The sequence below is a fragment of the Pseudomonas sp. genome (assembly GCF_050739775.1).
Classification (GTDB): domain Bacteria; phylum Pseudomonadota; class Gammaproteobacteria; order Pseudomonadales; family Pseudomonadaceae; genus Aquipseudomonas.
Window position 1 is genome coordinate 19,878 of record NZ_JBOICA010000042.1, and the last position, 20,069, is coordinate 39,946.

Consider the following 20,069-nt stretch of genomic DNA (forward strand, 5'->3'; position numbering starts at 1 on the left):
CGGCTTGCCGACTGACCTGCGGAATTGAGTGACAACCCATGCCAAAACGTACAGACATTAAAAGCATCCTGATTCTCGGCGCTGGCCCGATCGTGATCGGCCAGGCCTGCGAATTCGACTACTCCGGCGCCCAGGCTTGCAAAGCCCTGCGCGAGGAAGGTTTCCGCGTCATCCTGGTGAACTCCAACCCAGCTACCATCATGACCGACCCGGCCATGGCCGACGCCACCTACATCGAGCCGATCAAATGGCAGACGGTGGCCAAGATCATCGAAAAAGAGCGCCCGGATGCGCTGCTGCCGACCATGGGTGGCCAGACTGCCCTGAACTGCGCCCTGGATCTGGAGCGCGAAGGCGTTCTGGAAAAGTTCGGCGCAGAAATGATCGGTGCCAACGCCGATACCATCGACAAAGCCGAAGACCGTTCGCGTTTCGACAAGGCGATGAAGGCCATTGGCCTGGAGTGCCCGCGCTCCGGTATCGCCCACAGCATGGAAGAGGCCAACGCAGTGCTCGAGAAGCTCGGCTTCCCGTGCATCATTCGTCCGTCCTTCACCATGGGCGGCACCGGTGGCGGTATTGCTTACAACCGTGAAGAGTTCGAAGAAATCTGTGCCCGCGGTCTGGACCTGTCACCGACCAAGGAACTGCTGATCGACGAATCGCTGATCGGCTGGAAAGAGTACGAGATGGAAGTGGTCCGCGACAAAAAGGACAACTGCATCATCGTCTGCTCCATCGAGAACTTCGACCCGATGGGCGTGCACACCGGTGACTCGATCACCGTTGCCCCAGCACAGACCCTGACCGACAAGGAATACCAGATCATGCGCAACGCCTCCCTGGCGGTGCTGCGTGAGATCGGCGTTGAAACCGGCGGTTCCAACGTTCAGTTCGGTATCTGCCCGGACACCGGCCGCATGGTCGTGATCGAGATGAATCCGCGGGTATCGCGTTCTTCGGCCCTGGCCTCGAAAGCCACCGGTTTCCCGATCGCCAAGATCGCCGCCAAGCTGGCCGTCGGTTACACCCTCGACGAGCTGCAGAACGACATCACTGGCGGCCGTACTCCTGCTTCCTTCGAGCCGTCGATCGACTACGTCGTCACCAAGCTGCCGCGCTTTGCTTTCGAAAAATTCCCGAAGGCCGACGCTCGCCTGACCACCCAGATGAAATCTGTAGGTGAAGTCATGGCCATCGGCCGGACCTTCCAGGAATCGCTGCAGAAAGCCCTGCGCGGTCTGGAAGTCGGTGTAAATGGTCTGGACCCGAAAATTGACCTGGCCAGCCCAGATGCCAACAGCATCCTCAAGCGCGAGCTGACCGTGCCGGGCGCCGAGCGTATCTGGTACGTCGCCGACGCCATGCGTGCCGGCATGACCTGCGACGAAATCTTCGACCTGACCGGCATCGACCACTGGTTCCTGGTGCAGATGGAAGACCTGATCAAGGAAGAAGAGAAGGTCAAGACCCTGGCGCTGTCGGCAATCGACAAGGACCTGATGCTGCGCCTCAAGCGCAAGGGCTTCTCCGACCAGCGTCTGGCCAAGCTGTTGGGTATTACCGACAAGAACCTGCGTCGTCACCGTCACAAGCTGGAAGTGTTCCCGGTCTACAAGCGCGTCGACACCTGCGCGGCCGAGTTCGCCACTGACACCGCCTACCTGTACTCGACCTACGAGGAGGAGTGCGAGGCCAATCCGTCGACCCGTGACAAGATCATGATCCTCGGCGGCGGTCCTAACCGTATCGGCCAGGGCATCGAGTTCGACTACTGCTGCGTACACGCGGCACTGGCCCTGCGTGAAGACGGTTACGAGACCATCATGGTCAACTGCAACCCGGAAACCGTCTCCACCGATTACGACACTTCCGACCGCCTGTACTTCGAGCCGCTGACGCTGGAAGACGTGCTGGAAGTGGTGCGGGTCGAGAAGCCAAAAGGCGTGATCGTTCATTACGGCGGCCAGACCCCGCTGAAACTGGCGCGTGCCCTGGAAGAAGCCGGCGTACCGATCATCGGTACCAGCCCTGACGCCATTGACCGTGCCGAAGACCGTGAGCGTTTCCAGCAGATGGTTCAGCGTCTGAACCTGCTGCAGCCGCCAAACGCCACCGTGCGCAGCGAAGACGAAGCGATTCGTGCTGCCGGTGCGATTGGTTACCCGCTGGTGGTGCGCCCGTCCTACGTATTGGGCGGCCGTGCGATGGAAATCGTCTACGAACTGGACGAGCTCAAGCGCTACCTGCGTGAGGCGGTACAAGTCTCCAACGACAGTCCGGTGCTGCTCGACCACTTCCTCAACTGCGCCATCGAGATGGACGTGGATGCGGTCTGCGACGGCAAGGACGTAGTGATCGGCGCGATCATGCAGCACATCGAACAGGCGGGTGTTCACTCCGGTGACTCGGCATGTTCGCTGCCGCCGTACTCGTTGCCAGCCCATGTTCAGGACGAAGTCCGTGAGCAGGTCAAGAAGATGGCCCTGGAGCTGGGCGTTGTCGGCCTGATGAACGTTCAGCTGGCCCTGCAGGGCGACAAGATCTACGTGATCGAAGTCAACCCGCGCGCTTCGCGCACCGTGCCTTTCGTCTCCAAGTGCATCGGCACGTCGCTGGCGATGATTGCCGCGCGCGTCATGGCCGGCAAATCGTTGAAAGAAATCGGTTTCACCCAGGAAATCATTCCTAACTTCTACAGCGTCAAAGAAGCGGTGTTCCCGTTTGCCAAGTTCCCGGGTGTTGACCCGATCCTTGGCCCAGAGATGAAATCCACCGGTGAAGTCATGGGTGTCGGCGACAGCTTCGGTGAAGCTTTCGCCAAGGCCCAGATGGGTGCCAGCGAAGTGCTGCCTACCGGCGGTACCGCGTTCATCAGCGTGCGTGACGACGACAAGCCACAAGTGGCCGGTGTTGCTCGCGACCTGATCGCCCTGGGCTTCGAAGTGGTTGCCACCGTCGGTACCGCCAAGGTTATTGAAGCGGCTGGCCTGAAAGTGCGTCGCGTGAACAAGGTGACCGAAGGTCGTCCGCACGTGGTCGACATGATCAAGAACGACGAAGTGTCGCTGATCATCAACACCACCGAAGGCCGCCAGTCGATTGCCGACTCCTACTCGATTCGTCGCAATGCGTTGCAGCACAAGATCTACTGCACCACCACCATTGCGGCCGGTGAAGCCATCTGCGAAGCGTTGAAGTTCGGTCCGGAAAAGACCGTGCGTCGCTTGCAGGATCTCCATGCAGGACTCAAGGCATGACTAAATACCCAATGACTGTCCAGGGCGCTCGCGCCCTGGAAGAAGAGCACGCGTTTCTGAGCAAGGTCGAGCGTCCGCGCTTGAGCCAGGCCATTGGTGAAGCCCGCGAGCTGGGCGACCTCAAGGAAAACGCCGAGTACCATGCTGCCCGCGAAGAGCAGGGCATGGTCGAAGCGCGCATCCGTGATATTGAAGGTCGTCTGCAGAACTCGGTGGTGATCGATGTCACCACCATCGCCCATAGCGGCAAGGTGATCTTCGGTACCACCGTGGAAATCGCCAACGTTGAAACCGATGAGAGCATCAAGTACCAGATCGTCGGTGAGGACGAAGCCGATATCAAGGCTGGCAAGCTGTCGGTGGGCTCGCCTATCGCACGTGCTTTGATCGGCAAGGAAGAAGGCGACGTGGTGGCAGTAAAAACCCCGAGCGGCGTGGTCGAGTACGAGATTGTCGAAGTCGCACATATCTGATCGTCGCCGCGGTTTTGCCGCGGCCACGGTGATCTGGCAACTGACCCAGGTGCTCTGGGTTGGTGGCCTGTGGATGTTGCATTTCGGTCTGTTGCCGGCGTTGGGCAAGGTTGGTCTGGCGCCGCTGCTGATCGAGGACATTGGCAGCCTGATGGCCTCATTGCTGGTGGCGTTTGCGGCGTTTTGCGCAGGTGTACAGGTGATGGTGCTGGTTCAGGCGCAGGGCCTGGCCAGTCTGTGGCGGGACATGCGCGGGCAGTTGCTGTTGATGGCGATACTGGCGTGCGTGGTGTATTTCGCTTTGCGCGTGGGATTGCCCCAAGCGCTGCGCTGGCAATTGTTCTGTTACCTGGTGCTGGGTCTTACCGGTTTGCTGCTGGTCATGCAGCCGGTGCCGGGCAGGGCGCGCAAGGCGCGCCACTGACCGCGGCGAACATCACTTGTAGCGATGGATGTTCGACAGCTGCTTGTTCGGCTGTGGGTTGCGGCGGTAGATCAGCGCCTTTTTGCCGATGGTCTGTACCAGTTCGGCGCGACCGGCCTTGCACAGTGCGGCGATTGCGGCAGCACGTTCTTCCCGGTCTTCCGAACGAATCTCGACCTTGATCAGTTCGTGATCGGCCAGAGCGCGTTCGAGTTCGGCGATAACGCCCTCAGTCAGCCCATTGCCTGCCACAATCAGAACTGGTTTCAGATCGTGGCCAATGGATTTGTACTGTTTCTTCTGCTCGTTATTGAGCGGCATAATCTGACCCTTGTGTCTGATTCTGTAAAAATGGCGGCCATTTTACCCGAGGGCCCGTGGATCCGCCCAGTTAATCACGACCCTAATCATCGAGGTGCCCAGTGGCGCGTTCCAAGACAAGCCTTGGCTGGCTGAAAGAACACTTCAACGATCCTTACGTCAAAAAGGCGCAAAAGGATGGTTATCGCTCGCGTGCGAGCTATAAATTGCTGGAAATCCAGGAAAAGTACCGTTTGATCCGCCCAGGCATGAGTGTGATCGACCTGGGCGCGGCCCCCGGTGGCTGGTCACAGGTGACCAGTCGTCTGATCGGCGGTCAGGGCCGTCTGATAGCGTCTGACATCCTGGAAATGGACAGTATTCCGGATGTCACCTTCATTCGGGGCGATTTTACCCAGGACGAAGTGTTGGCGCAGATTCTCGAGGCGGTCGGTAATTCACACGTAGACCTTGTGATTTCCGATATGGCCCCCAATATGAGTGGTACGCCTGCCGTGGACATGCCCAAGGCCATGTTCCTGTGCGAGCTGGCGCTTGACCTGGCAACCCGGGTACTCAAGCCTGGTGGCGATTTTGTGATCAAGATTTTCCAGGGCGAAGGGTTTGACGTGTATCTGAAAGACGCTCGTAAAAAGTTCGACAAGATCATAATGCTCAAACCTGATTCCTCGCGGGATCGCTCCCGTGAGCAGTACATGCTGGCGCGAGGTTATCGCGGCGAGTAAGGCTTCAGGCCGGTGGCTTTCAGGCTGTCCGATAGTTATTTCCAATCGGCCGTCCTGCCTGACCTGGATGAACATCGTGTAGTCTAGGTTTCACAAAGGGTTACAGACGGCGCCTGCAGATGTGTAGGTTATGTAGTAAGTTAGGCCGGTGAATATCATGCGAGGCACGGCTGCGCCGTCAGCCGGCTTCAGAGGGTAGCTAATTGAACGATATGGCAAAGAACTTGATCCTGTGGTTGATCATCGCGGCTGTCCTGGTGACGGTGATGAACAACTTCTCCAGCCCGAATGAGCCGCAGACCCTCAACTATTCCGACTTCATTCAGCAGGTCAAGGATGGCAAGGTCGAGCGCGTTGCGGTCGATGGCTATGTCATTACTGGCAAGCGCACCGATGGCGACAGCTTCAAGACCATCCGTCCGGCGATTGCGGATAACGGCCTGATCGGCGATCTGGTCGACAACCATGTTGTGGTCGAAGGCAAGCAGCCTGAGCAACAGTCCATCTGGACCCAGCTGTTGGTCGCGAGCTTCCCGATCCTGGTCATCATTGCCGTATTCATGTTCTTCATGCGCCAGATGCAAGGCGGTGCAGGTGGCAAGGGCGGGCCAATGAGCTTCGGCAAGAGCAAGGCGCGCCTGCTGTCCGAAGACCAGGTCAAGACCACCCTAGCCGATGTCGCAGGCTGCGACGAGGCCAAGGAAGAAGTCGGCGAGCTGGTAGAGTTCCTGCGCGATCCGGGCAGGTTCCAGCGCCTGGGCGGGCGTATTCCCCGTGGCGTGCTGATGGTCGGCCCGCCGGGTACCGGTAAAACCCTGTTGGCCAAGGCCATTGCCGGTGAAGCCAAGGTACCGTTCTTCACCATCTCCGGTTCCGACTTCGTCGAAATGTTCGTCGGTGTGGGTGCCAGCCGTGTTCGCGACATGTTCGAGCAGGCCAAGAAACACGCGCCGTGCATCATCTTCATCGACGAGATCGATGCCGTCGGCCGCCATCGTGGCGCCGGGATGGGCGGCGGTCACGACGAGCGTGAGCAGACCCTCAACCAGTTGCTGGTGGAGATGGACGGCTTCGAAATGAATGACGGCATCATCGTTATCGCCGCGACCAACCGTCCGGACGTGCTCGACCCAGCGCTGCTGCGTCCTGGCCGTTTCGACCGTCAGGTGGTGGTCGGCCTGCCGGATATCCGCGGCCGTGAGCAGATCCTCAAAGTGCACATGCGCAAAGTGCCGGTCGGCGAGAACGTCAACCCGGCGGTTATCGCTCGTGGTACGCCTGGTTTCTCCGGTGCCGACCTTGCCAACCTGGTCAACGAAGCCTCGCTGTTCGCTGCCCGTGGCGGCAAGCGCGTCGTCGAAATGAAAGAGTTCGAGCTGGCCAAAGACAAGATCATGATGGGTGCCGAGCGCAAGTCCATGGTCATGTCCGAGAAAGAGAAGCAGAACACGGCCTATCACGAAGCCGGTCACGCCATCGTTGGGCGCGTCGTGCCTGAGCATGATCCGGTCTACAAGGTGTCGATCATTCCTCGTGGTCGTGCCCTGGGTGTCACCATGTTCCTTCCTGAAGAGGACCGCTATAGCCTGTCCAAGCGCGCGCTGATCAGCCAGATCTGCTCGCTGTACGGTGGTCGTATCGCCGAGGAAATGACCCTTGGTTTTGATGGTGTGACTACGGGGGCCTCCAACGACATCATGCGCGCTAGCCAGCTTGCCCGGAACATGGTCACCAAGTGGGGCCTGTCGGAGAAGCTTGGGCCGCTGATGTATGCCGAGGAAGAGGGTGAAGTGTTCCTGGGTCGCAGTGTCGGTTCCCAGCACACCAGCGTCTCGGGCGAGACGGCCAAGCTGATCGACTCTGAAGTGCGCAGCATCATTGACCAGTGCTACGCCACCGCCAGGCAGATCCTCACTGACAACCGCGACAAACTCGACGCCATGGCCGACGCGTTGATGAAGTACGAGACCATTGATGCCGAGCAGATCGACGACATCATGGCCGGCCGTACCCCGCGTGAGCCACGTGACTGGGAAGGTGGATCGGGCACTTCGGGCACCCCTGCGCAGCAGGGTGATCGTCCGGAATCGCCGATCGGCGGCCCAGCGGCGCAAATCTAAGGGCTCTTATGACCTCACAGCAGTACCCAACCCGGTTGCCTTGCGGCAACCGGGTTCTTGATTTGTCCCATACCCATGTCATGGGTATCCTCAATATCACCCCCGATTCCTTTTCTGATGGCGGCCGCTTCAATCAGCGTGATGCGGCGCTGCGCCATGCCGAGGCTATGGTCGCGGCCGGCGCAACCCTGATCGATATCGGAGGTGAGTCTACCCGGCCTGGTGCCAGGGCGGTTTCCGCGCTCGAGGAGCTGGAGCGGGTGGCGCCGATGGTCGAGGCGATCAATCGCGAGCTGGATGTGATCATTTCGGTCGACACCTCGACGCCAGCGGTGATCCGCGAGTCGGCCAGGCTTGGCGCCGGATTGATCAATGATGTCCGCTCGCTCAGTCGTGATGGCGCCCTGGATGCGGCAGCGGCAACCGGTTTGCCGGTGTGCCTGATGCATATGCGCGGTGAGCCAGGCGACATGCAGGACAATCCTCATTACCAGGATGTCACCGTCGAAGTGGCGAGCTATCTTGAACAACGGATGGCAGCGTGTGCGGCGGTAGGTATCGATGCCGAACGGATCATCCTCGATCCGGGCTTCGGCTTTGCCAAGACGCTTGCGCATAACCTCAGCCTGTTCAGGCACATGGAGTCCCTGTATCGCCTGGGGCGTCCATTGTTGGTGGGTGTTTCGCGCAAGAGCATGATCGGACAAACCCTGGATCGTCCGGTCGAACAGCGACTCTACGGCAGCCTGGCATTGGCTGCGTTGGCGATGGCCAAGGGTGCGAGCATTCTGCGCGTTCATGATGTCGCCGAAACCGCCGATGTAGTGCGGATGATTGCAGCGGTTCAAGCCGCCGAATAAGCATGATGGAGCATCTATGAGCAGAAAATACTTTGGTACCGACGGTATTCGTGGCCGTGTCGGTGAATACCCGATCACCCCTGACTTCATGCTCAAGCTCGGCTGGGCAGCAGGCATGGCCTTTCGCAAGCAGGGCGCCTGTCGGGTACTGGTTGGCAAGGACACGCGTATTTCCGGCTACATGTTCGAGTCTGCCCTGGAGGCCGGTTTGTCCGCCGCAGGTGCTGATGTGATGCTGCTCGGGCCGATGCCGACTCCGGCCATCGCCTACCTGACCCGTACCTTCCATGCCGAGGCGGGCATCGTCATCAGTGCTTCGCACAACCCTCATGACGACAACGGTATCAAGTTCTTCTCCGGTCAGGGCACCAAGCTGCCGGACGAAGTTGAGCTGATGATCGAAGAACTGCTCGATCAGCCGATGACGGTGGTCGAGTCGAGCAAGCTGGGCAAGGTGTCACGAATCAATGACGCGGCCGGGCGCTATATCGAGTTCTGTAAGAGCAGTGTGCCGAGCAGTACCGATTTTGCTGGCCTCAAGCTGGTGGTCGACTGTGCCCACGGTGCGACCTACAAGGTGGCGCCAAGCGTGTTTCGTGAACTTGGCGCCGATGTCACGGTGCTGTCGGCGCAGCCGGACGGTCTGAACATCAACGAAAACTGTGGTTCGACCCATATCGAATCGCTGCAGGCAGCGGTTCTGGTTGGTCGTGCCGACCTGGGCATCGCCTTCGATGGTGACGGCGACCGGGTGCTGATGGTCGACCACACTGGTGCGATCGTCGATGGCGACGAATTGCTGTTCATCATCGCCCGTGACCTGCAGGAGCGCGGCAAGCTGCAGGGTGGGGTGGTTGGTACCCTGATGAGCAACCTGGGTCTGGAACTGGCGCTAAAGGACCTCGACATCCCCTTCGTGCGAGCCAAGGTCGGCGACCGCTACGTGATGGCCGAGTTGCTGGGGCGTGAATGGATTATCGGTGGTGAGAATTCCGGGCACGTGGTGTGCTTCAACCACACCACCACGGGTGATGCGATCATCGCTGCGCTGCAGGTTTTGATGGCTCTCAAGCGTCGCGAGGAGACCCTTGCCCAGGCTCGTCAGACTCTGCGCAAATGCCCGCAGGTGCTGATCAATGTGCGCTTTGGCGCAAGCAAGGTCGACCCGCTGGAGCATCCGGCAGTGAAAGAAGCCAGTGCCCGGGTAACCGAGGAGATGGCCGGGCGTGGTCGCGTGTTGCTGCGCAAGTCCGGAACAGAGCCGTTGGTGCGGGTAATGGTCGAAGGTGATGACGAAAGTCAGGTTCGCGTCCACGCCGAAGCCCTGGCGAAACTGGTAAGTGAAGTTTGCGTTTGAAATACGCTTGCCAGCAGTGATCGGGTTGGGTAACATCTGCGCCCACTTTGACCGACGAGGTACAGCATGCGTCGCCCTATGGTAGCTGGTAACTGGAAGATGCACGGTACCCGCGCCAGCGTCGCTGAGCTGATCAAGGGCTTGAGCAATCTCGCCCTGCCGAGCGGTGTTGAGGTCGCGGTGTTTCCTCCCGCTCTGTACATCAATCAGGTAATTGATGGGGTGCAGGGTAAGTCGATCGCTGTTGGCGCTCAGAATTCTGCGGTACAGCCTGAGCAAGGCGCACTGACCGGTGAAATTGCACCGAGTCAGCTGGCCGATGCGGGTTGCGAGCTGGTACTGATTGGGCACTCGGAGCGTCGTCAGGAGATTGGCGAGAATGACGAAGTCCTCAATCGCAAGTTCGCTGCGGCACAGGCTTGCGGTTTGAAGCCGGTGCTCTGTGTAGGGGAAACCCTCGAAGAGCGCGAAGCGGGTAAAACGCTTGAGATTGTCGGGCGTCAGCTGGGCAGCGTCATCGAAGCGTTCGGTGTCAATGTCTTCGCCAGTGCGGTGATTGCCTATGAGCCTGTATGGGCTATTGGTACAGGGCTGACGGCCTCGCCACAGCAGGCTCAGGATGTGCACAAGGCCATTCGTGAGCAGCTGGCGGCAAAAAACCCGGAAGTCGCGAAGAGTGTGCGGCTTCTATACGGCGGCAGCGTGAAGGCGGCCAATGCGGCTGAACTGTTCGGCATGCCGGATATCGATGGGGGGCTGATTGGTGGGGCTTCCCTGAACGCAGACGAATTCGGTGCAATTTGTCGCGCCGCAGGAAACTGAAAAATGCTGGAAACAGTCATCGTTGTGTTTCATCTGTTGGGCGCACTGGGTTTGGTAGTGCTGGTGTTGCTGCAACAGGGTAAAGGTGCGGAGGCGGGTGCATCTTTCGGCGCAGGTGCTTCAAATACTGTGTTCGGAAGCCAAGGTTCTGCTACCTTTCTGAGTAAGTTTACTGCTATACTAGCTGCCTCTTTCTTCTTAACTGCTCTTGGGTTAGGATACTTTGCTAAGGAGAAAGCTCAAGAGCTGACTCAAGTAGGGTTGCCAGATCCAGCGGTCTTGGAAGTTAAGCAGCAAAAGCCGGCAACAGATGATGTGCCGGTGCTCCAGTCGCAGAAGAGCGAAGCCACTAACACTGGTGATGTTCCTCCGGCTCAAGAGCAGAAGTAACGGGTTTCAAAGTAGTATTGCCGAGGTGGTGGAATTGGTAGACACGCAACCTTGAGGTGGTTGTGCCCATAGGGTGTAGGGGTTCGAGTCCCCTTCTCGGTACCAATTGAAACAAGACAGCCCGCTACAGCGGGCTTTCTTGTAGGTGGAGGTTAGATTGACCCTGGCAGGGTTCGGTCGTATACTTTCGCCCCAGCTTTGTCGCGGGGTGGAGCAGTCTGGTAGCTCGTCGGGCTCATAACCCGAAGGTCGTTGGTTCAAATCCAGCCCCCGCAACCAGTTTCAGCGGAGCCCCTTTTGCAGGGGCTTTTTCTTGGCTGAACAGTCATAACGCCGGTATTCAACGGCGTATCAGGGATGGGCGCTTTGCCCATTTTTTATTTGCATAGCATGCACGAGGGGGTTCAGGTGTCGAGCAAGCTAGAACAGTTGCAGGCCTTGTTGGCCCCGGTGGTCGAGGCTCTTGGCTATCAATGCTGGGGGATCGAATTCATCTCTCAAGGCAAACATTCGGTACTGCGTATCTATATCGATAAAGAGGGTGGAATCCTGGTTGATGACTGCGCGATTGTCAGTCGTCAGATCAGCGGTGTTCTCGATGTCGAAGATCCGATCAGTTCTGAGTACACCCTTGAAGTGTCCTCTCCTGGCATGGAACGCCCACTGTTCACTTTGGAACAGTTTGCTTCGCATGCCGGCGAACAAGTGAAGATCAAGCTGCGTACGCCCTTTGAAGGTCGTCGTAACTTTCAGGGCCTTCTCCGTGGCGTGGAGGAGCAGGATGTGGTTGTCCAGGTAGACAACCAAGAGTTCCTGTTGCCGATCGATTCGATCGACAAGGCCAACATTATTCCCAGTTTTGACTGAGACGTGCCGGATCTCGCGGACCGCGTGGATCCAATGGCTTGCGAAAGGCGAGGCGTACGATGAGCAAAGAAGTACTGCTGGTTGTTGAGTCGGTATCCAACGAAAAGGGCGTACCGGCCAGCGTAATTTTTGAAGCGCTGGAAGTGGCTCTGGCCACTGCAACCAAAAAACGTTTTGACGACGAAGTCGACCTGCGTGTGGAAATCAACCGCCACACCGGTAGCTACGAGACCTTCCGTCGCTGGACAGTCGTCGAGGAAAAGGATCTGGACGATCCAGCAATCGAAGTCTGGCCAGCGAAGATTCAGGATTCCCATCCTGAAGCGAAAGTCGGCGACGTAATCGAAGAGAAAATCGAATCGATCGAGTTCGGTCGTATCGCCGCCCAGACCGCCAAGCAAGTCATCGTCCAGAAGGTCCGTGAAGCCGAGCGCGCTCAGGTGGTAGATGCCTACCGCGAGCGTCTGGGCGAGATCATCTCCGGTACCGTCAAGAAGGTCACCCGTGACAACGTCATCGTTGACCTGGGCAACAACGCCGAAGCGTTGCTGGCCCGTGAAGACATCATCTCTCGCGAGACTTTCCGTGTGGGTGTGCGCCTGCGCGCCCTGCTCAAGGAAATTCGCACCGAGAACCGTGGCCCGCAGTTGATCCTGTCGCGTACCGCACCACAGATGCTGATCGAACTGTTCCGCATTGAAGTGCCGGAAATCGCCGAGGGCCTGATCGAAGTCATGGCCGCGTCCCGTGATCCGGGCTCGCGCGCCAAAATTGCCGTACGCTCAAAGGACAAGCGCATCGACCCGCAAGGTGCCTGCATCGGCATGCGCGGTTCGCGTGTCCAGGCAGTGTCCGGTGAACTGGGCGGCGAACGTGTGGATATCGTCCTGTGGGACGACAACCCGGCACAGTTCGTCATCAACGCAATGTCGCCGGCTGAAGTCGCGGCGATCATCGTTGATGAAGATGCCCACGCCATGGACATCGCCGTGGGTGCCGACAATCTGGCCCAAGCGATCGGCCGTGGTGGCCAGAACGTGCGTCTTGCCAGCCAGTTGACCGGCTGGACCCTGAACGTGATGACCGAATCGGACATCCAGGCCAAGCAGCAAGCTGAAACCGGTGACATCCTGCGCAACTTCATCGACGAGCTGGAAGTCGACGAAGAGCTGGCACAGGTGCTGGTCGATGAAGGCTTCACCAGCCTGGAAGAGATTGCCTACGTACCGTTGGAAGAAATGCTCAACATCGACGGCTTTGACGAAGACATCGTCAATGAGCTTCGTGCTCGCGCCAAGGATCGCTTGTTGACCAAAGCCATCGCTACTGAGGAAAAGCTGGCAGACGCCCATCCGGCCGAAGACCTGCTCTCGCTTGAGGGTATGGACAAGGATTTGGCGATGGAACTGGCGGTGCGCGGCGTAGTTACCCGCGAAGACCTGGCCGAGCAGTCGATTGACGACCTGCTCGACATCGACGGCATCGACCAAGAGCGTGCCGGCAAGTTGATCATGGCCGCCCGAGCCCACTGGTTCGAGTAATTAGGCGCGGCCTGAGGAGAGAAGTGCATGACGCAAGTCACGGTGAAAGAATTGGCCCAAGAGGTCGCTGCACCGGTAGAGCGCCTGCTGCAGCAGATGCGTGAGGCAGGTCTGCCGCACACCGACGCCGGTCAGGTAGTGACCGACAATGAGAAGCAGGCTTTGCTGGCTCATTTGAAGAGCAGTCACAAGGCGAAGGTGGAAGAGCCGCGCAAGATCACCTTGCAGCGCAAGACCACCAGCACCCTGCGTGTTGCCGGTAGCAAAAGCATCAGCGTAGAAGTACGCAAGAAGAAAGTATTCGTTCAGCGCAGCCCGGAAGAAATCCAGGCCGAGCAGAAGCGCGAGCTGGAAGAGCGCCGTGCAGCCGAGAACGCTGTCCGTGAAAAGACCGACGCCGAAGCACGTCAGCGTGCCGAGGATGAGGCTCGTCGCCAGCCAGCTGCTGCCTCTGCCGCACCTGCTGCCGCGGCCCCGGTTGCCCCGGCTCCTGCCCCGGTGATCCAGGCTGCTGACGCCGCTCCGGCGCCGGTAGCCGAGCGCAAGAAAGACGACGTGCGTCGCAACGACAAGTCGCGTGACGACGATCGTCGTGGTGGCGAGCGCCGTAACGAGGCGCCGCGCGTTTCGGTCAAGGTCAAGGAAAAGGAAAAGGCGCCAACCCCGCGTGCCGCTCCGCGTACCACCGACGAAGAAAGCGATGGCTTCCGTCGTGGTGGTCGTGGCAAGGGCAAGCCGAAGAAGCGCAATGCCCACGGTTTCCAGAGCCCGACCGGCCCGGTTATCCGCGACGTACAGATTGGCGAGACCATCACGGTTTCCGATTTGGCCAGCCAGATGTCGGTCAAGGGCGCTGAAGTCGTCAAGTTCATGTTCAAGCTGGGTACTCCGGTAACCATCAACCAGGTGCTCGATCGGGAGACCGCTCAACTGGTCGCCGAAGAGCTGGGCCACAAGGTCACCCTGGTCAGCGATACTGCCCTGGAAGATTCCCTGGCCGAATCGTTGAAATTCGAAGGTGAGACCTTCTCCCGTGCGCCAGTAGTGACCGTAATGGGCCACGTTGACCACGGTAAGACCTCGTTGCTCGACTACATCCGTCGTGCCAAGGTTGCCGCTGGCGAAGCCGGTGGTATCACCCAGCACATCGGTGCTTACCACGTGGAAACCGACCGTGGCATGGTCACTTTCCTCGACACCCCGGGTCACGCTGCGTTTACCGCAATGCGTGCCCGTGGTGCGAAGGCGACCGACATCGTGATTCTGGTGGTCGCGGCGGACGACGGCGTGATGCCTCAGACCAAGGAAGCGGTCCAGCACGCCAAGGCTGCCGGTGTTCCGCTGGTAGTAGCAGTCAACAAAATCGACAAGCCAGGTGCTGATCTTGATCGCATCCGTAACGAGCTGTCCGTCGAAGGCGTAACCTCCGAGGAATGGGGTGGTGACACGCCGTTCGTCAAGGTCTCGGCGAAGATGGGTACCGGCGTCGACGAACTGCTTGAAGCCGTTCTGCTGCAAGCGGAGATCCTCGAACTCAAGGCCACTCCATCGGCCCCAGGTCGTGGTGTCGTGGTCGAGTCGCGTCTGGACAAGGGCCGTGGCCCGGTGGCTACCGTGCTGGTTCAGGACGGTACCCTGCGTCAGGGCGACATGGTTCTGTGTGGTTCGAACTACGGCCGTGTACGGGCCATGCTCGACGAGAACGGCAAGCCTGTTAAGGAAGCCGGTCCGGCGATCCCGGTTGAGATTCTCGGCCTGGACGGTACCCCGGATGCCGGTGACGAGCTATCGGTAGTGGCTGACGAGAAGAAGGCCCGTGAAGTTGCGCTGTTCCGCCAGGGCAAGTTCCGCGAAGTCAAACTGGCTCGCGCACATGCCGGCAAACTCGAGAACATCTTCGAGAACATGGGCCAGGAAGAGAAGAAGACCCTCAACATCGTGCTCAAGTCCGATGTACGTGGTTCTCTCGAGGCTCTGCAGGGCTCCCTGAGCGGCCTGGGCAACGACGAAGTACAGGTTCGCGTGATTGGTGGCGGTGTCGGTGGTATCACCGAGAGCGACGCCAACCTGGCCCTGGCTTCCAATGCAGTACTGTTCGGCTTCAACGTGCGTGCCGATGCCGGCGCGCGCAAGATCGTCGAGCAGGAAGGTCTGGATATGCGTTATTACAACGTGATCTACGACATCATTGAAGACGTCAAGAAAGCCTTGACCGGTATGCTCGGCAGCGATGTTCGCGAGAACATCCTGGGTATCGCCGAAGTGCGTGACGTGTTCCGTTCGCCGAAGTTTGGCGCTATCGCTGGCTGCATGGTCACCGAGGGTGTGGTTTACCGCAACCGTCCGATCCGCGTACTGCGCGAGGACGTGGTGATCTTCGAAGGCGAGCTGGAATCGCTGCGTCGCTTCAAGGACGATGCGTCCGAAGTACGTGCCGGCATGGAATGCGGTATCGGCGTGAAGAGCTACAACGACGTCAAGGTCGGCGACAAGATCGAAGTCTTCGAGAAAGTCCAAGTGGCTCGTACGCTCTAAGCATCGAGCATGGGAGGCGCGAAACGCCCGTCGCAAGGCGGTCGCCAGCACCTCTGAACGCAACGCCCGGTCAGGCTCAAGTCTGGTCGGGCGTTTGCCGCTTTAGTTACAGGTAGCAAAAATGGCAAAAGAATATAGCCGTACCCAACGCATTGGCGATCAGATGCAGCGCGAGCTGGCACAATTGATTCGTCGCGAAGTCAAAGATCCACGCGTCGGCCTGGTGACCATCACCGCCGTCGACGTTAGCCGCGATGTCGGTCACGCCAAGGTGTACATCACCGTGATGGGCCAGGACAGCGCTGAAGACATCAAGCAAAGCCTTAAAGTGCTCAACAGCGCCGCAGGTTTCCTGCGCATGCAATTGGGCAAGGAAATGAAGCTGCGCAGCGTGCCGCAACTGCATTTCCACTATGACGAGAGCGTGACACGTGGCGCCCACCTGTCGGCGCTGATCGAGCGTGCTGTTGCCGAAGACAGCCAGCACCAGGCCGCCGATACCCCGGACACCAAGGAGTAAGCGGTGGCCCAGGTCAAACGTATCCGTCGTAACGTCAGTGGCATCATCCTGCTCGACAAGCCATTGGGGTTTACCTCCAACGCGGCCTTGCAAAAGGTTCGCTGGCTGCTCAATGCCGAGAAGGCCGGCCATACCGGCAGTCTCGACCCGTTGGCCAGCGGCGTGCTGCCGCTGTGCTTCGGTGAGGCCACCAAGTTCTCCCAGTACCTGCTCGATTCCGACAAGGGCTACGAGACGGTCATGCAATTGGGGCAGACCACCACCACCGGCGATGCCGAAGGCGAAGTGGTCAAATCTCGCGACGTGACCGTTGGTCGCGCCGATGTTGAAGCTGTTCTGCCACAATTTCGTGGTGAAATCAGTCAGATACCGCCGATGTACTCGGCCCTCAAACGCGACGGCCAGCCGCTGTACAAGCTCGCGCGTGCAGGGGAAGTAGTGGAGCGCGAGGCGCGTTCTGTTACTATTAACCGCTTGGAATTGCTCGAGTGTGAAGGCTCCCGCGTTCGACTGTCGGTCGGCTGCAGCAAAGGTACCTACATCCGTACTCTGGTCGAAGATATCGGCGAGCAGCTCGGTTGTGGCGCTTATGTCGCCGAACTGCGTCGCACCCACGCAGGGCCCTTCGAACTGGCCCAGACCGTGACCCTCGAAGAACTCGAAGCGGTCCACGCCGAAGGTGGCAATGAAGCGGTTGACCGCTTCCTGATGCCTTCGGACAGCGGTCTGCAAGACTGGCCGCTGCTGCAGTTTTCCGAGCACAGCGCGTTTTACTGGTTGCATGGTCAGCCGGTAAGAGCCCCCGAGGCGCCGAAATTCGGCATGGTCCGGGTGCAAGATCACAACGGTCGCTTCATCGGTATCGGTGAAGTGAGCGAAGACGGGCGCATCGCGCCGCGTCGATTGATTCGGTCGGAATGATCGAAACCTTCAGTATCAGGCTCAGGCCTGGCACTGGTGGTAAAGAGGATGGCTGTTAATAGGCATGGTCATGCCTCACTTTATGAATACAGGGATTTGTCCCTGGCCTATTGGAAACCGTTTGTTCGGTTTCCCTTGATTTGGAGAAGCCAGATGGCACTCAGCGTTGAAGAAAAAGCAAAGATCGTTGGCGAATACCAGCAAGCCGCCGGTGACACCGGTAGCCCAGAAGTGCAAGTTGCACTGCTGACCGCCAACATCAACAAGCTGCAAGGTCACTTCAAGGCCAACGGCAAAGACCACCACTCCCGTCGTGGTCTGATCCGCATGGTTAACCAGCGTCGTAAGCTGCTGGACTACCTGAAGGGCAAAGACACCACTCGTTACAGCGCCCTGATCGGTCGCCTGGGTCTGCGTCGCTAATAGCGGCCTGGCCAGTGGTGTGCACGGCGTGCTGCATTCTTCGCTTCCAATGCCTGGCATTGGCAGCGATGAGCACGCCGCGCGTATCTATGAGGTTGGCTGTCTGTCTCGCCTGAGCGGTTTTCCGCAAGGGTAGGGCAGGCTTCCAACCTCTAGTTTTATCTGGACTGCCAACAGGGCCGATTCCCTGTTCTGCCCAAGAATTCGCAAGAACCAGTTCCCCCAGAGCCACTGAAGAAGGTAGGAAACCGTGAACCCGGTAATCAAGAAATTCCAGTTCGGTCAATCGACCGTTACCCTCGAGACGGGCCGTATTGCTCGTCAAGCGTCCGGCGCCGTATTGGTCACCGTCGACAACGATGTCACCGTACTGGTGACCGTGGTCGGTGCCAAACAGGCCGATCCAGGCAAAGGCTTCTTCCCCCTGTCCGTTCACTATCAGGAAAAGACCTACGCCGCCGGCAAGATCCCTGGTGGTTTCTTCAAGCGTGAAGGCCGTCCTTCCGAGAAAGAGACCCTGACCTCGCGTCTGATCGACCGTCCGATCCGTCCGCTGTTCCCAGAAGGCTTCATGAACGAAGTGCAGGTTGTCTGCACCGTCGTTTCCACCAGCAAGAAGACCGATCCGGACATCGCTGCGATGATCGGTACCTCGGCTGCCCTGGCTATCTCCGGCATTCCGTTCGAAGGCCCGATCGGTGCCGCGCGCGTTGCTTTCCACGAAAGCACCGGCTACCTGCTGAACCCGACTTACGAGCAACTGGCAGCTTCGAGCCTGGACATGGTCGTTGCCGGTACTTCCGACGCCGTACTGATGGTTGAGTCGGAAGCCAAAGAGCTGACCGAAGATCAAATGCTGGGTGCCGTACTGTTCGCCCACGACGAACTCCAGGCCGTTATCCAGGCTGTCAAAGAGCTGGCTGCCGAAGCTGCCAAGCCTACCTGGGACTGGACTGCCAAGGCTGAGAACACTTCCCTGCTGAGCGCCATTCGCGCTGAACTGGGCGAAGCCGTTTCCCAGGCTTACACCATCACCGTCAAAGCCGACCGTTACGCTCGCCTGGGCGAACTGCGCGATCAGGCGATTGCCAAGTTCTCCGGTGAGGAAGGTCAGCCATCGGCTGCCGAAGTCAAAGAGATCTTCGGCGAAATCGAATACCGCACTGTTCGCGAAAACATCGTTAACGGCAAGCCACGTATCGACGGCCGCGACACCAAGACCGTACGTCCTCTGAACATCGAAGTCGGTGTACTGCCGAAGACTCACGGTTCGGCGCTGTTCACCCGTGGCGAAACCCAGGCCCTGGTCGTTGCGACCTTGGGTACTGCCCGTGACGCCCAACTGCTGGACACCCTCGAAGGCGAGAAGAAAGACCCCTTCATGCTGCACTACAACTTCCCTCCGTTCTCGGTGGGCGAGTGTGGTCGCATGGGCGGTGCTGGTCGTCGCGAAATCGGTCACGGCCGTCTGGCCCGTCGTTCGGTTCAGGCCATGCTGCCTGCCGCTGACGTGTTCCCGTACACCATCCGTGTAGTATCGGAAATCACCGAATCCAACGGTTCCAGCTCCATGGCTTCGGTCTGCGGTGCTTCCCTGGCCCTGATGGACGCCGGTGTACCGATGAAGGCGCCAGTTGCCGGTATCGCCATGGGTCTGGTTAAAGAAGGCGAGAAGTTCGCTGTTCTGACCGACATCCTCGGTGACGAAGACCACCTCGGCGACATGGACTTCAAAGTAGCCGGTACCGCCAAAGGTGTTACCGCGCTGCAGATGGACATCAAGATCAACGGCATCACCGAAGAGATCATGGAAATCGCCCTGGGCCAGGCCCTGGAAGCGCGCCTGAACATCCTCGGTCAGATGAATCAGATCATCGGTCAGTCCCGTAGCGAACTGTCGGAAAACGCTCCGACCATGATCGCCATGAAGATCGACACCGACAAGATCCGTGATGTCATCGGCAAAGGCGGCGCGACCATCCGTGCCATCTGCGAAGAAACCAAGGCTTCGATCGATATCGAAGACGACGGCTCGATCAAGATCTTCGGTGAAACCAAAGACGCCGCTGAAGCTGCTCGTCAGCGCGTCCTGAGCATCACCGCAGAAGCCGAGATCGGCAAGATCTACGTCGGTAAAGTCGAGCGCATCGTTGACTTCGGTGCCTTCGTCAACATCCTGCCGGGCAAGGACGGTCTGGTTCACATCTCCATGCTGAGCGATGCTCGCGTTGAGAAAGTGACCGACATCCTCAAGGAAGGTCAGGAAGTCGAAGTACTGGTACTGGACGTGGACAACCGCGGTCGTATCAAGCTGTCGATCAAGGACGTTGCTGCTGCCAAGGCGTCTGGCGTCTAAGCGAGATGTGTTGAAAAAAGGATCCTTCGCAGACTGTGTGAAAACCTAGCAATCTGCCCGGCCCTTTAAGAGAATGCTCCGTATCGAAGGATACGGAGCATTTTTCGTTATGGCCTACATACAAGGAGAGTCCCGCAGCCAGACCAGCCTGTTC

17 protein-coding genes and 2 tRNA genes are annotated in these 20,069 nt (G+C 58.9%); 18 read left to right on the forward strand and 1 reads right to left on the reverse strand.

The features are described from left to right. Positions 1-38: 38 nt before the first annotated feature. The 3 genes from carB to ACRESH_RS19815 are packed head-to-tail and all read left to right on the forward strand — an operon-like array spanning position 39 to position 4,157. Positions 39-3,260, forward strand: coding sequence for a carbamoyl-phosphate synthase large subunit (gene carB / locus ACRESH_RS19805; protein ID WP_431743567.1), 3,222 nt, complete (start codon positions 39-41; stop codon positions 3,258-3,260). Next, on the forward strand, positions 3,257-3,733 hold the full coding sequence (greA, locus tag ACRESH_RS19810; RefSeq protein ID WP_431743568.1) for a transcription elongation factor GreA: 477 nt from the start codon (positions 3,257-3,259) through the stop codon (positions 3,731-3,733). Before carB ends, greA begins: the two co-directional genes overlap by 4 nt. Before the next feature lie 28 nt (positions 3,734-3,761). Further along, on the forward strand, positions 3,762-4,157 hold the full coding sequence (locus tag ACRESH_RS19815; protein ID WP_431743578.1) for an MFS transporter: 396 nt from the start codon (positions 3,762-3,764) through the stop codon (positions 4,155-4,157). Between the two features lie 12 nt (positions 4,158-4,169). Here the strand turns inward: ACRESH_RS19815 and yhbY are convergent, their stop codons facing one another. Next, the gene (gene yhbY / locus ACRESH_RS19820) at positions 4,170-4,478 is read right to left on the reverse strand and encodes a ribosome assembly RNA-binding protein YhbY (RefSeq protein ID WP_038606752.1); all 309 of its coding nucleotides are present in this window, start codon (positions 4,476-4,478) and stop codon (positions 4,170-4,172) included. Positions 4,479-4,579: 101 nt separating this feature from the next. Between yhbY and rlmE the strand changes: the two genes are divergently transcribed. The 15 genes from rlmE (at position 4,580) to pnp (ending at position 19,915) form a co-directional block, all read left to right on the forward strand. After that, a complete protein-coding gene (rlmE, locus tag ACRESH_RS19825) occupies positions 4,580-5,203 on the forward strand; it encodes a 23S rRNA (uridine(2552)-2'-O)-methyltransferase RlmE (RefSeq protein ID WP_203482764.1) in 624 nt (207 codons plus the stop codon). Between the two features lie 212 nt (positions 5,204-5,415). Next, positions 5,416-7,323 (forward strand): ATP-dependent zinc metalloprotease FtsH, encoded by a 1,908-nt coding sequence (gene ftsH / locus ACRESH_RS19830; RefSeq protein ID WP_431743569.1) that lies wholly within the window; start codon positions 5,416-5,418, stop codon positions 7,321-7,323. Between the two features lie 8 nt (positions 7,324-7,331). Beyond that, positions 7,332-8,183 carry a dihydropteroate synthase gene (gene folP, locus ACRESH_RS19835; protein WP_431743570.1) on the forward strand — a complete coding sequence of 284 codons (852 nt, stop codon included), beginning with the start codon at positions 7,332-7,334 and terminating at the stop codon, positions 8,181-8,183. Positions 8,184-8,199: 16 nt separating this feature from the next. Beyond that, complete coding sequence (gene glmM, locus ACRESH_RS19840; protein ID WP_431743571.1) at positions 8,200-9,540, forward strand: phosphoglucosamine mutase; 1,341 nt, start codon at positions 8,200-8,202, stop codon at positions 9,538-9,540. Positions 9,541-9,606: 66 nt separating this feature from the next. Next, entirely contained in the window at positions 9,607-10,362 is a 756-nt protein-coding gene (tpiA, locus tag ACRESH_RS19845) for a triose-phosphate isomerase (protein ID WP_431743572.1), read from the forward strand. Between the two features lie 3 nt (positions 10,363-10,365). After that, complete coding sequence (gene secG / locus ACRESH_RS19850; RefSeq protein ID WP_431743573.1) at positions 10,366-10,752, forward strand: preprotein translocase subunit SecG; 387 nt, start codon at positions 10,366-10,368, stop codon at positions 10,750-10,752. Positions 10,753-10,771: 19 nt separating this feature from the next. After that, positions 10,772-10,857 (forward strand) — tRNA-Leu (locus ACRESH_RS19855). 97 nt (positions 10,858-10,954) lie between these two features. Continuing rightward, positions 10,955-11,031: transfer RNA gene (locus ACRESH_RS19860), tRNA-Met, on the forward strand. A 129-nt stretch (positions 11,032-11,160) separates the two neighbouring features. Further along, positions 11,161-11,619 carry a ribosome maturation factor RimP gene (gene rimP / locus ACRESH_RS19865; RefSeq protein ID WP_431743579.1) on the forward strand — a complete coding sequence of 153 codons (459 nt, stop codon included), beginning with the start codon at positions 11,161-11,163 and terminating at the stop codon, positions 11,617-11,619. A 59-nt stretch (positions 11,620-11,678) separates the two neighbouring features. After that, on the forward strand, positions 11,679-13,160 hold the full coding sequence (nusA, locus tag ACRESH_RS19870) for a transcription termination factor NusA (protein ID WP_431743574.1): 1,482 nt from the start codon (positions 11,679-11,681) through the stop codon (positions 13,158-13,160). A 27-nt stretch (positions 13,161-13,187) separates the two neighbouring features. Then, the gene (infB, locus tag ACRESH_RS19875; protein WP_431743575.1) at positions 13,188-15,695 is read left to right on the forward strand and encodes a translation initiation factor IF-2; all 2,508 of its coding nucleotides are present in this window, start codon (positions 13,188-13,190) and stop codon (positions 15,693-15,695) included. Positions 15,696-15,816: 121 nt separating this feature from the next. Continuing rightward, a complete protein-coding gene (gene rbfA / locus ACRESH_RS19880; protein ID WP_038606777.1) occupies positions 15,817-16,215 on the forward strand; it encodes a 30S ribosome-binding factor RbfA in 399 nt (132 codons plus the stop codon). 3 nt (positions 16,216-16,218) lie between these two features. Continuing rightward, positions 16,219-17,136 (forward strand): tRNA pseudouridine(55) synthase TruB, encoded by a 918-nt coding sequence (gene truB, locus ACRESH_RS19885; protein ID WP_431743576.1) that lies wholly within the window; start codon positions 16,219-16,221, stop codon positions 17,134-17,136. A 153-nt stretch (positions 17,137-17,289) separates the two neighbouring features. Further along, a complete protein-coding gene (rpsO, locus tag ACRESH_RS19890) occupies positions 17,290-17,559 on the forward strand; it encodes a 30S ribosomal protein S15 (RefSeq protein WP_010222985.1) in 270 nt (89 codons plus the stop codon). A gap of 250 nt (positions 17,560-17,809) precedes the next feature. After that, complete coding sequence (pnp, locus tag ACRESH_RS19895) at positions 17,810-19,915, forward strand: polyribonucleotide nucleotidyltransferase (protein WP_431743577.1); 2,106 nt, start codon at positions 17,810-17,812, stop codon at positions 19,913-19,915. Positions 19,916-20,069 lie beyond the last annotated feature (154 nt).